This window comes from Vibrio fluminensis (assembly GCF_015278125.1).
Taxonomy (GTDB): Bacteria; Pseudomonadota; Gammaproteobacteria; order Enterobacterales; family Vibrionaceae; genus Vibrio; species Vibrio fluminensis.
In genome coordinates this window covers 1-12,790 of sequence record NZ_JADILO010000056.1, presented here as the reverse complement: position 1 = coordinate 12,790, position 12,790 = coordinate 1, and the positions used below count along the sequence as shown (strand labels likewise).

At 44.4% G+C, this 12,790-nt stretch carries 10 protein-coding genes, 1 tRNA gene and 2 rRNA genes; 6 read left to right on the top strand and 7 right to left on the bottom strand.

Annotated features, from left to right (window positions below; genetic code table 11):
* Positions 1 to 181: 181 nt before the first annotated feature.
* From IRQ95_RS21660 to IRQ95_RS21645, 4 genes are all read right to left on the bottom strand, one after another.
* Positions 182 to 1,990 (bottom strand): AMP-dependent synthetase/ligase, encoded by a 1,809-nt coding sequence (locus IRQ95_RS21660; protein ID WP_194439832.1) that lies wholly within the window; start codon positions 1,988 to 1,990, stop codon positions 182 to 184.
* A 222-nt stretch (positions 1,991 to 2,212) separates the two neighbouring features.
* On the bottom strand, positions 2,213 to 3,163 hold the full coding sequence (gene leuO / locus IRQ95_RS21655) for a transcriptional regulator LeuO (protein WP_194439830.1): 951 nt from the start codon (positions 3,161 to 3,163) through the stop codon (positions 2,213 to 2,215).
* A gap of 313 nt (positions 3,164 to 3,476) precedes the next feature.
* Positions 3,477 to 4,523: an MJ1255/VC2487 family glycosyltransferase gene (locus tag IRQ95_RS21650; RefSeq protein WP_194439829.1), complete on the bottom strand. Its 1,047-nt coding sequence runs from the start codon at positions 4,521 to 4,523 to the stop codon at positions 3,477 to 3,479.
* Between the two features lie 3 nt (positions 4,524 to 4,526).
* Positions 4,527 to 5,054: a phosphatase PAP2 family protein gene (locus tag IRQ95_RS21645; protein ID WP_194439828.1), complete on the bottom strand. Its 528-nt coding sequence runs from the start codon at positions 5,052 to 5,054 to the stop codon at positions 4,527 to 4,529.
* Between the two features lie 506 nt (positions 5,055 to 5,560).
* Here IRQ95_RS21645 and leuA point away from each other — a divergent pair.
* From leuA to IRQ95_RS21615, 6 genes are all read left to right on the top strand, one after another.
* Complete coding sequence (gene leuA, locus IRQ95_RS21640; protein WP_194439827.1) at positions 5,561 to 7,108, top strand: 2-isopropylmalate synthase; 1,548 nt, start codon at positions 5,561 to 5,563, stop codon at positions 7,106 to 7,108.
* Positions 7,109 to 7,188: 80 nt separating this feature from the next.
* A complete protein-coding gene (leuB, locus tag IRQ95_RS21635; protein WP_194439826.1) occupies positions 7,189 to 8,280 on the top strand; it encodes a 3-isopropylmalate dehydrogenase in 1,092 nt (363 codons plus the stop codon).
* 198 nt (positions 8,281 to 8,478) lie between these two features.
* Positions 8,479 to 9,879: a 3-isopropylmalate dehydratase large subunit gene (gene leuC / locus IRQ95_RS21630; protein WP_194439825.1), complete on the top strand. Its 1,401-nt coding sequence runs from the start codon at positions 8,479 to 8,481 to the stop codon at positions 9,877 to 9,879.
* Between the two features lie 12 nt (positions 9,880 to 9,891).
* Complete coding sequence (gene leuD, locus IRQ95_RS21625) at positions 9,892 to 10,494, top strand: 3-isopropylmalate dehydratase small subunit (protein ID WP_194439824.1); 603 nt, start codon at positions 9,892 to 9,894, stop codon at positions 10,492 to 10,494.
* 106 nt (positions 10,495 to 10,600) lie between these two features.
* Positions 10,601 to 11,383, top strand: coding sequence for a DUF547 domain-containing protein (locus tag IRQ95_RS21620; RefSeq protein WP_194439823.1), 783 nt, complete (start codon positions 10,601 to 10,603; stop codon positions 11,381 to 11,383).
* Between the two features lie 313 nt (positions 11,384 to 11,696).
* Entirely contained in the window at positions 11,697 to 11,939 is a 243-nt protein-coding gene (locus IRQ95_RS21615; protein WP_194439822.1) for an EexN family lipoprotein, read from the top strand.
* 321 nt (positions 11,940 to 12,260) lie between these two features.
* Here IRQ95_RS21615 and rrf (IRQ95_RS21610) read toward each other — a convergent pair.
* The 3 genes from rrf (IRQ95_RS21610) to rrf (IRQ95_RS21600) all read right to left on the bottom strand — a co-directional run bounded on the left by rrf (IRQ95_RS21610) (position 12,261) and on the right by rrf (IRQ95_RS21600) (position 12,689).
* Positions 12,261 to 12,376 (bottom strand): 5S ribosomal RNA (gene rrf / locus IRQ95_RS21610).
* A gap of 19 nt (positions 12,377 to 12,395) precedes the next feature.
* A tRNA-Thr gene (locus IRQ95_RS21605) sits at positions 12,396 to 12,471 on the bottom strand.
* A 102-nt stretch (positions 12,472 to 12,573) separates the two neighbouring features.
* Positions 12,574 to 12,689 (bottom strand): 5S ribosomal RNA (gene rrf / locus IRQ95_RS21600).
* Positions 12,690 to 12,790: the final 101 nt, after the last annotated feature.

Below are 12,790 nucleotides of genomic sequence, written 5' to 3'. Positions count from 1 at the left end.
TTTTACCATTTGCTTCCTTCAGATTTCACCTCACGGTGAACACCCTTGCATAGGCTAACGGTTCTCGCTCGACTGAGCCCGTAGAGGACTTTCACCTCCTAGATCAACGCCATGCTCGGCGCACGCAAAAAAATCCCCAGCAAAGCTGGGGATCTGTAATATTCAATCACTCAATTAGCGGCTACTTGTCTGAGTGCTTATCTTTGTACATCTCTTCGATTTCATTCTGATATTTATCGTGAATTACTTTGCGACGTAGCTTTTGAGTTGGCGTCAATTCACCTTCATCCATAGAGAAAGCTTTTGGCAACAGTTTAAACTTCTTCACCTGTTCAAACTTAGCTAACTCTTGCTGCAGATCATTCACTCGTTTTTCTAACATCTCAATGATTTGGTTGTGCTTAATCAGCTCAACACGATCATGGTATTTGATGTTCAGCTCTTTCGCATATTCTTCCAAGCTATCAAAACATGGCACAATCAGTGCCGATACGAATTTACGAGTATCTGCGATTACAGCAATTTGCTCAATGAAATGGTCTTTACCAATTGCACCTTCAACCACTTGAGGGGCGATGTACTTACCGTTTGACGTTTTCATCAACTCTTTAATACGGTCAGTGATAAACAGGTTACCGTTTTCATCGATATGACCCGCGTCACCCGTTTTCAAAAAGCCATGCTCATCAAATGTTTCTGCGGTCTCTTTTGGCATCTTGTAGTAACCACGCATCACCATCGGACCACGCACTAAGATCTCGTTATTCTCACCGATCTTAACCTGCGCACCAGGCATAGACATACCAATCGAATCCGGGTTGAAGCATTTATCGTCCCAACATGAAACCGTTGCTGTAGTTTCAGTCATGCCATAGCCAAGTTTAACGTTAATGCCAATCGCATGGAAAAATCGACCAATGGTCTCATCTAACTTTGCACCACCACATGGCATAAAGTTAATGCGCCCACCAAGCAGCGCACGTAGCTTAGAAAGGACCAATTTATCAGCCAGTTTGTGAGACTTCTTCAACATCAACGAAGGCTTACGTCCTTCCTGATGACAAACCGCCATTTTAGCGCCCATATTAACCGCCCAAGTGAACATCACTTTGCGAATAAATGGTGCTTTAGCTACTTTCTCGTGAATCGCAGAGAAGATCTTCTCATAAAAACGCGGTACCGCACTCATCACTGTTGGGCGAACTTCACTTAATGCATCGCGTACTTGCATTGTATCTTGCAGGTAGCAGTTCGTTGCACCTTTATAGAGTACGTAGAAAGACCACGCACGCTCAAATACATGCGACAGAGGAAGGAAACATAGTGATACGTCTTCTTGAGAAAGGCTCAATCTTTCATCATGACCTTGCAACTGAGCGGCAATGTTTGCGTAATCGAGCATTACGCCTTTTGGTTGACCAGTAGTACCTGAGGTATAAATCAAGGTCAAAAGATCATCAAGGCTCGCTTGTCCCAATCGCTCATCTAGTTCTGCTTGGTATGACTCACTACCTTTAGCAATGAATTCATTCCATGTAATAGCAAATTCATGCTCTGCGATATCAATGCCTTCCGACATCGCGACAACCAACTCAAGTTGTTCACATTGTTCAAAAATAGAAACCGCAGCATCAAATTGAGCTTGTTCACCAACAAATAGCACTTTTACATCCGCATTTTGCAAAATATATGCAGACTGATCCGCCGTGTTGGTTGGATAAATCGGTACGATAACACCACGCAACTGCATCGCAGCAAAATCAGCGATTGTCCATTGCGGCATGTTGTTAGAGAAGATCCCTATCTTATCTTGAACTCTCAATCCTTGAGCCAATAGTGCAAGTGACATTGCATCCACTTGCTGACCAAATTGCGTCCAGCTGATGCTTTGCCATGAGCCATCAACTTTGTGCTTAAGAGCGGTACGCTCTTTGCCTTTAGCAATTTGTTCGCGAATTCGTTTAACGATGTGAAAATCTAAATTGGCCATCTTTTCTACCTTTAAGCTTACACCTGTAAGCTTTTTGCGCGCACAGTGTACATTTCAAGCAAAAAAAGGCAACTGACACGTATCAAACTTATATAAAAAAGCCCCGAAGCGATAACTCGTTCGAGGCTTTTCTGTACTGTTTAACAGGCTATCTTAACCAATCGCCAAAAAATGCTTAGCGAATAACCAATTAAATTTCAATAATTTGAATCGAAAATCGCCTTACTCTGCGTCACGGCAAACTTCAGCTAAGCGATCTCGTAACCAAATATGTCCTTGGTCTTTTTCATTCGATTCATGCCAGCTTAAATAACCGCTGATAGTCTTGTTGGCAAAAGGCGACGCTAAGATTTGCAGTTGCTCTTTGTTGGCTGCATTTTCTACCATCCAACGCGGTGCAATCGCGACTAATTCTGACTGACCAACCACGTAAAGTAAGTTGCTTAAACTCGCGCCTTCATAGTAAGCAACCACATCCACTCCTTGATACGCTTGCTCAGAAATACTTTGCTGGCCGTGACCTTGAGAGAGCTTAGCATGACGTTCGTTTAACAAGGCTTGTGCCGATATGGTTTGTTGCACTCGAGGGTGAGAGTTGTTCGCCACAACTACAAGCTCATCCTTAAATAGCTCAATATTATGCACGCCTTGTTCATTGTAGCTACGGTAGTCGATCACTGCATCCAAGGATTGGTTACGCATACGCTCAACAATATGTTCATCAAATTGCGCGTCGACGTGCAGTTTTACTTCAGGTGCTACCTGCTGCAAATACGCCATAATCTTCGGAGCAAAACGCATATCACAAGGGCTGCATAGCGATAGATTAAATTGTCGCTCAGAGGTTTCCGGCGCAAAGTCAGCAGTCGGTAATTGATTACGGATCAATTGCAAAGCTTGACGAATAGGAACAAACAGTTGTCTTGCTCGTTGTGTTGGCTGAATACCGCGCCCTTGGCGGATAAATAGTTCGTCACTAAACATTACCTTTAGGCGTGCCACCGCATTACTTACCGCTGGTTGTGACATACCCAAGTTATGTGCAGCTCGAGTAATGTTTTGTTCTTGCATTACGGCATCGAACACAGTTAACAAGTTAAGATCTACGCCACGAAGCACAGATTCCATGCGATTAGTTAAGTGCGGATTTACTAGGTCTTTAGTATCAGTCATCAATCGTATCCCAATTATATATGCAGTTAAGGAGCCAAGAAAAATCAACCACGCTCTTGGCTAAATTCAACGGAAGTAGTTATTCGTTATTGTGATAATTACTTATCGATTGAAACTATCGACCAATTAAATACTTACAAGCAAATAGATTGAGAACTAATCATAATTTTTTAGTATAAATAAGCTTAACCTTCTAATTATCAGTCACTTAACTTTAAGGTAAAAAAAGATAAATTGATGTTTTCAGTCAATAAATTAGCTCTGTAACAGTTTGAAATAGTTGTAACAAAGCCACAACGCTCGCTATCTCAGCTTAAACGTTTGCAACATAACTTGGAAAGTCGACCTTACCCCACAATTGATCAGTCAACTGCGCAGTATCATCCCATTCACCTCGCAGTAACCACTCAACCAGAGCACTTGCAACATCGGGATAATCGACACTCTCTCCTGGCGCTTCATCTAACCATGCGCGCACAACTGATGCATCGAGGTATTCCATGCTCGTCGCCAAACCGAGCGTCTCTAACGTAGCGACATTGGAGAGTTGCTCAAACTGCCCGGTTAAAGGTTTGAGCAACAGTTTTTTGCCGAGTGTCAGTGCTTCTGACGGCAGTTCAAATCCGCCATTGGCAATGATGCCAGAGCAGCGGTTGAGATAATGATGGAATCCCTCGAGGCTCAATGGATTAAATAGGATATTATCTATCTGCTCGGCGGCGATAATTTGCGGATGAAAACAAACAAAGGATTGGCGAGAGAAACGCAGTAACAAATCACTGATGTCTTCCAAGCTCTCAAAAGGCAGGTAAACTAAGACATAAGGCTGTGACTCAACCGACTCTTGGGTCGTGTGTACAATTGGCGGCAAGATTGGCTGGTCAAAATGATACCAATGCAAACCAATATGACGCTGACTTGGCGCGAAGTAGCGAATCACACATTTATCTAACCAGCTCGCCCCATGTAAAGGCACCGAATAGCGGAAAGCGTTCTGGTGGCTGATACTGATCACGGGTTTACCTTGCCATCTTGCAGCCCAAGCCGATACTGGCTCGAAATCGTTGAGAATAAGATCGTATTGAGACAGATCGAGCTGTTTTGCTTCGCGATAGAACTCGCTAAGACTGTTGTTGAGTACCGTTTTAAGGTAGCTCACTTTGCCCTTTTCGGTGGCAAAGGTTAATCCTCGCCGCGTTTGATAGTCACCAAACTCTTGCATCGAAAAATACTTATCTGCCTGTCGACCGGAAAAAAGAAAATCGACCTCTGCGCCTCTTTGTTTGAGTGCCAAACTCATCGCTCTCGCTCGAGCAATGTGACCATTTCCTGTTCCTTGCACGCCGTATAAAATCTTCATTCGTTATACTCCTAGCCACTGTAGTGCAGCGTTAGCACAAGTCACTCCAAGCACCGCACCCAGCAATACATCCGTTAAAAAATGGACACCAAGTAAAATGCGCGACACAGCAATCAAACTAGCCCAAATAAAGGCCAACTCTGCGAGATTTGGATAGAAGCAGCCAAGTAGTGTTGCCATCAAAAACGCAGCAGCAGTGTGCCCTGAAGGCAAACTATAGCGATCGGAAGGAGTGATGAAGGATGGAATTAAGGCGCTCAGTTCTTGCGGTCGACGACGCTTAAATAAATTTTTACTCAGCCAGTAAATGGGGAGCTCAAGACTAAAAGCCATCAAACCCGCCAATAGCAATAACTGCCCGCTATCTCCATCAAGCCACCAAGCTAAGAGCGCAATGACCACGTATAAATGACCATCTCCGGTATGGGACACCGCTCGGCTAATGCGGGAAACGGGATAACTGAAGCGGTTTTGCAGACAAAAAAGTGAAAATGCCAAATCTAATTTGGCAATCGGTTCGATTGAACGCATGCACAATCCTCTCTCTGATAGCACTGATTTAAAACTAAAAGAGAACAATGACAACACCATGAAGTTTTATGGTGATTACCATGACACGACTAATCCGTAATTACCCTTAAGCCATCATTTTTCTACGATATATTTATAAAACAAATGATTAGCAATATGAACAAAGCGATGAAATGTTGCACTGCGCGGAGGAGTGGAAAAAAAATGACCAATTTTGCCATTTACGGTTGACTCATCATGCTGAGTACGGTACTAATTCTATTAACTTAAATATGTGGATTCATTAACTCTCTTAGGAAGTAGTTAACAATGACAAATCATTTCTCTATCCTGCTAAGCCTCCTCCTGATCGTGAACCAATCGCGCGGGTAGGCTGTGGAAGAGAAATAACCACAACGAATTACACAAAACCCGCAACAAATTGCGGGTTTTTTTATGTTCAAATACAGGAAGTAAACGTTTAAATCCCCGTAACAAGCGGATAAACGACGTATAAGGAAGCAGCTATGAACGATCAGGTCATTATTTTCGACACCACGTTGCGTGATGGCGAACAAGCATTGTCAGCCAGTTTGACGGTTAAAGAGAAACTGCAAATTGCTTATGCTTTAGAACGTCTAGGCGTAGACGTGATTGAAGCTGGCTTCCCGGTATCGTCTCCAGGGGATTTCGAATCGGTTCAAACCATTGCCCGTAATATCAAAAATAGCCGAGTTTGTGCACTGTCACGCGCTGTCGCTAAAGATATTGATGCGGCAGCAGAAGCGTTAAAAGTTGCCGAAGCTTTCCGTATTCATACCTTTATCTCCACGTCTACCGTTCACGTGCAAGACAAGCTACGCCGCAGTTATGATGATGTGGTTGAGATGGGCGTTAAAGCGGTGAAACATGCACGCCAATACACCGATGATGTCGAGTTCTCTTGTGAAGATGCTGGTCGCACACCTATCGATAATCTGTGTCGTATGGTTGAAGCTGCAATCAATGCCGGCGCCAGCACGGTTAATATTCCTGATACGGTGGGCTACACCGTACCAAATGAGTTTGGCGGTATTATCGAAACGCTATTTAACCGCGTACCCAATATTGATAAAGCCATCATCTCAGTTCACTGCCACGATGATCTAGGTATGTCGGTTGCAAACTCGATTGCAGCCGTTCAAGCGGGTGCGCGTCAAGTTGAAGGTACCATCAATGGTATCGGTGAACGCGCAGGAAACTGCTCGTTAGAAGAGATCGCGATGATCCTAAAAACTCGTCAAGAACTGCTTGGCGTACATACCGGGCTTAAGCATGACGAAATCCATCGCACCAGCAAGTTAGTCAGCCAGCTATGTAATATGCCGATCCAAAGCAACAAAGCCATTGTTGGTGCCAATGCGTTTAGCCACTCTTCTGGTATCCACCAAGATGGCATGTTAAAGAACAAAAACACATACGAGATCATGACACCAGAGTCGATTGGTCTTAAAAATCAGGCGCTAAACTTAACCTCTCGCAGTGGCCGTGCGGCAGTGAAAAGCCATATGGATGCGATGGGTTATAAAGAAGACGAATACAACCTAGATGCGTTATACGCGGACTTCTTAAAACTAGCCGACCGCAAAGGGCAAGTGTTTGACTACGACCTAGAAGCGCTAATGCACTTCTCTAACCTGCGTGAAGAAGACGACTTCTACAAATTAAACTACCTAAGTGTTCAGTCAGGCAGCGTAATGGCGACAACCAGTATCAAGATCCAATGTGGTGATACTGAGAAGAGCGAAGCAGCAGTAGGCAATGGCCCAGTCGATGCTCTTTACCAATGTATCTACCGCGTGACGGGTTATGACATTGTATTGGATAAGTTCGATCTAACCGCCAAAGGTGAAGGTGAAGATGGTTTAGGTCAGGCTGATATCATCGCCAACTATAAAGGCCGCAAATACCATGGTACCGGCATCTCTACTGACATCGTTGAAGCATCAGGACAAGCATTGCTGCACGTAATCAACAGTATCCATCGTGCTGATGAAATCGAACAGATGAAGCAAAAGAAGATTGCCACTGTATAGGATGACAAACAAACGCTGCTTGTAGCGGCGTTTGAATAAATTAAAAAAGCGGCACAACGCAAAAAAGTTAAAGGACGACCATGACAGACAAGACATACAAAATCGCGGTACTCGCTGGCGATGGAATTGGACCAGAAGTAATGGCTCAAGCAAACAAGGTGCTTGATGCAATTGAAAAGAAACATGCCATTCAATTTGAGCGCGATGCGCATGATGTCGGAGGTATTGCGATTGATAACCATGGTACGCCACTGCCAGAAAGCACTGTAGCCGCCTGTGAAGCCGCCGATGCAGTACTGTTTGGCTCTGTGGGCGGTCCAAAGTGGGAACACCTGCCACCAAACGATCAACCTGAGCGTGGCGCCTTGTTACCTCTGCGCAAACACTTCCAACTATTTTGTAATCTGCGCCCAGCGCAGATCCATTCTGGATTAGAAGCCTTCTCGCCTTTGCGTGCTGATATCTCTGAACGCGGTTTTGATATTGTCGTAGTCCGCGAACTAACGGGTGGCATCTACTTTGGCCAACCGAAGGGACGTGAAGGCGAAGGCGCAAACGAAAAAGCTTTCGATACTGAGGTTTACCACCGTTTCGAGATTGAACGCATTGCGAAGATCGCCTTTGAATCAGCCCGTCTACGCGATAAGAAAGTTTGCTCTATCGATAAAGCCAACGTTCTACAAAGCTCCATTCTATGGCGTGAAGTGGTTGAAGAGATCGCCAAAGATTACCCAGATGTCGAGCTTTCCCACATGTACATCGACAACGCAACCATGCAGCTGATTAAAGATCCTGCACAATTCGATGTCATGCTATGTTCAAACATCTTCGGTGACATCATTTCCGACGAATGCGCAATGATCACCGGCTCAATGGGGATGCTTCCTTCTGCTTCTCTAAACGAAAGTAAGTTCGGTCTATATGAACCAGCTGGCGGCAGCGCGCCGGATATTGCCGGTAAAAATATCGCTAACCCAGTCGCGCAAATTCTATCTGCGGCACTGATGCTACGTTACAGCCTAGGTGAAGAAGCTGCGGCGCAAGATATTGAAGCGGCAGTAAGTAAGGCACTAGCAGCAGGTGAACTTACCGCTGATCTCGCTGGCAATAATCCAGCACTATCGACCTCAGAGATGGGCGATAAGATCGCAAACTACATTCTAAATTCATAATTAAACGCAAACACAACAGAATAATTAAAGTCGTTAGACAATACACTGAAGCCAATGCCTTAGACATTTCCTCTAAGTCATTGGTGCTGCAACAAGGCAGCGATAACAATCCAGCCCGGGAGTTGAGCCCACTCAATGACCGGGGGGAGTGAAAGAAGCTAACGCGGTTGCAGTGACAAGGACGACGAGGAAAAGTAAATGGGCAAAACATTATATCAAAAAGTCTACGACGCACACGTTGCCGTCGCAGCTGAGGGTGAAAACCCAATTTTGTATATCGACCGACATTTAGTGCATGAGGTGACCTCGCCACAAGCTTTTGATGGGCTGCGCGAGAAAGGACGTAAAGTGCGTCAAGTAAGCAAGACCTTTGCTACGATGGACCACAATGTATCAACCACAACCAAAGACATTAATGCTTCAGGTGAAATGGCGCGTATCCAGATGGAAACGCTGTCTAAGAACTGTGAAGAGTTCGGGGTTACGCTTTACGATATCAACCACAAATACCAGGGCATTGTTCATGTCATGGGACCAGAGCTCGGCATTACCCTACCAGGTATGACGATCGTCTGCGGCGACTCTCACACTGCCACACATGGTGCCTTTGGTTCACTGGCCTTTGGTATCGGTACCTCAGAAGTAGAACACGTACTGGCGACGCAGACGCTTAAACAAGCTCGTGCAAAAACCATGAAGATCGAAGTACAAGGTAAAGTTGCACCAGGGATCACCGCCAAAGACATCGTGCTGGCCATCATCGGTAAAACCACTGCCGCTGGCGGTACTGGCTATGTGGTTGAATTCTGTGGTGAAGCCATTACAGATCTTACGATGGAAGGTCGTATGACTGTATGTAATATGGCAATCGAACTCGGCGCCAAAGCGGGGTTAATTGCACCGGATCAAACTACATTCGAATACATCAAGGGGCGAAAATTCTCTCCTCAAGGTGAAGACTTTGACGCAGCTGTTGCTTATTGGTCATCATTAAAAACTGATGACGACGCGGAGTTTGATGCGGTAGTGACATTGAATGCCGCAGACATCAAGCCGCAAGTCACGTGGGGAACGAATCCTGGTCAAGTAATTGCTGTCGATCAACCAATTCCAGCACCAGAGAGCTTCAGCGATCCAGTAGAGAAAGCATCTGCAGAAAAAGCATTAGCCTACATGGGACTCGAAGCAGGAAAAGCACTATCTGAGTACAAAGTAGATAAAGTCTTTGTCGGTTCTTGTACTAACTCACGTATCGAAGACATGCGTGCGGCAGCAGAAATCGCAAAAGGTCGCAAGGTAGCAGATAATGTTCAAGCTCTTATTGTGCCTGGTTCTGAGCAGGTAAAAGCACAAGCTGAAGCAGAAGGTCTAGATACCATCTTTAAAGAAGCGGGTTTTGAATGGCGCCTGCCAGGCTGCTCGATGTGTTTGGCAATGAATAATGACCGATTAGGGCCTCATGAGCGCTGTGCTTCGACTTCAAACCGTAACTTTGAAGGTCGCCAAGGCCGTGATGGTCGCACCCATCTGGTCAGCCCTGCGATGGCTGCGGCTGCGGCAATTGCTGGTCACTTTGTTGATATTCGTGAGTTGGACTAAGGAGAATCAAACATGTCAGGTTTTAAACAACACACAGGCTTGGTTGTTCCTCTAGATGCAGCGAACGTTGATACCGATGCGATTATTCCTAAGCAATTTCTACAAAAAGTGTCGCGCTTAGGTTTCGGCAAACACCTTTTTCATGATTGGCGCTTTCTTGATGACGCAGGTGAGCAACCAAACCCTGAGTTTGTGATGAATGCACCACGCTATCAAGGTGCTTCAATTCTACTTGCACGTGAAAACTTTGGCTGTGGATCTTCGCGTGAACACGCACCATGGGCGCTTGCCGATTACGGCATTAAAGCGATGATTGCACCAAGCTTTGCCGATATTTTCTATGGCAACTCAATCAATAACCAAATGGTACCAGTGCGCTTAACTGAGCAGGAGGTCGATGAAATCTTCCAATTTGTTGATGCTAACGAAGGCGCGCAAGTAGAAGTCGATCTTGAAGCTAATGTAGTAAGAGCGGATGGCAAGGAATACAGCTTTGAAATCGATAGCTTCCGTCGCCACTGCCTACTAAATGGTTTAGACAACATCGGACTGACTTTGCAGCACGAAGATAAAATCGCCGAGTACGAAAGTAACATTCCAAGCTTTTTAGCTTAAAAACGTAAAAAGGTTGGCAGTAGCCAACCTTTTTTGTGTCATTTGAAATATTTACATCTCGGCATAGGTCTAATAGATAACGTGTTAAAAAGATTGAGTAATATCCATGGCTAGATTCGCTATTGTTACCCTTGCACTAGTTTCATTGCCGCTATACGCCGCGCCAGAGGCGAAACTTTGGAGTTATTGGCAGCAAAGCAATGAAAGCAATGCTGCAGAAATCTCCCATCAAGCTTGGCAAGAGATCCTTAATCGCTATATATCCAAACAAGGCGAACACAATCTGTTTGCCTATTCAGCCGTCTCCCAAAGTGATAATGCTAAGCTCGACGGTTACTTAAACCAAATGGCACAACTCAATCCACTGCAATATGCCAAAGAGGAGCAGTATGCCTATTGGGTTAACCTCTACAATGCGATCACTGTCGACCTTATCTTAGAAGAATATCCGGTGAAATCGATTACCAAGCTTGGTGGTTTGTTTAGTTTCGGTCCATGGGATGAGGACGTCATTACCATCAACGGTAAAACCATCACTCTTAATGATATTGAACACCGTATCCTGCGCCCAATCTGGCAAGACCCTCGTACTCATTACGCGGTTAACTGTGCCAGCCTAGGTTGCCCCAACCTTGAGCAACAAGCGTTTAGCGCAGACAACACAGAACAGTTACTTGAAAAGGCGGCAATAAGTTTTATAAACAGTAATAAAGGCGCGCAGATTGAAGGTAACAAACTCATTGTATCTTCAATTTTTGATTGGTTTGCCGAAGACTTTACGATAAATGGTGGGGTAAGAGCGCATCTAGAGAAATATCGCCCAGAACTAAAAAGGGCACCGAGCAAAATTGACTATGAGTATGATTGGTCACTCAACGAAAAACGTTAGTATAAGTCTTGGAGAGCTAAATAAGTCCGTGATTTCTTGCGTTCAAATTATTCTGAGCCTCATCTAAGTTGTAGATTCTTTGTAATTTGTCTCACAAATTACGATAAAAGATAATTGTTCTATTTTTCCGATTAATCTCAATCCGGCAAAAGAAAAAATCCTCAATCAATGTACCCTGTCATTATCGGTTATGCTGGTAAGGTTTATCTTGTGGCAGCAGTATTCACCTGAAAACACACTAATTTCAAGGCGTGGCTGTATTTATATAAACCTACCCGAAACATGTGATAGAGAACTATATAGGATAACTTAAATGAGATTTTTCTTAATTTTCATGGCGTTTGCTTTGACAGGTTGTTTGACGGAAGAAACAAAAAGCAGAGATTGGTACATAAACCATCCGGAGGAGATGGCTACGAAAGTAGATGACTGTAAAAATCACGCAGAAAAGATGCAAGAAGCCGACTGTTTGAATGCATTGCAAGCAGAAGAAGAGATAAGAATCAGAGAGTTAAAAGAACTAGAAGCAAAAATAAGAGCTAGAGCCAAATGGTAAGGCCCACTTCTTCGAACACTCAATAGTTATATGATTGAACAAACTATGGGCTGTTATTATGAGCATAAAACGTTCTCCAGAGGAAGACGAAAGATCGTATTATCAGAAGCTTGAAAGTGTATAGGATTCAGGGTTCTTGCCAAAAATGCTTGTAAACGGCATATTGGATATTAAGAATAAGCTATTATCCTTTGTGTTTATTGTACCGAAACGCTGAAGTTATATCATGCATCGACGTTTTGCAAACGCGCACTACCTTTCCAACTTATAACTCGCTGAAACGAAAAAGCCCCGACCAAAAGGTCAGGGCTCTGAAATATTACCTGGCGATGTCCTACTCTCACATGGGGAAGCCCCACACTACCATCGGCGCTACTTTGTTTCACTTCTGAGTTCGGCATGGAATCAGGTGGGTCCAAAGCGCTATGGTCGCCAAGAAAATTCTTTTTAATTAGATGGTGCTGATACCCAGAATCGAACTGGGGACCTCATCCTTACCAAGGATGCGCTCTACCGACTGAGCCATATCAGCACACAAAATCTGTGTCCTAAAGGACTAAAAAAGCCCGTTCTGCAAACGGGCTCTTTTAACTATTGCTTTCACCTTATTTAAAAGGCAAAAACGAAATTTAAAGCCTGGCGATGTCCTACTCTCACATGGGGAAGCCCCACACTACCATCGGCGCTATTGCGTTTCACTTCTGAGTTCGGCATGGAGTCAGGTGGGTCCGCAACGCTATGGTCGCCAAGCAAATTCTTTCTCTCTATTTCTAGAGAATAATTCGGAAAGCTGTTTTAGTTCTTACACATTCAAATCTGTTCTTGCTTTGAGTCCATCAAAACCCCTTGGG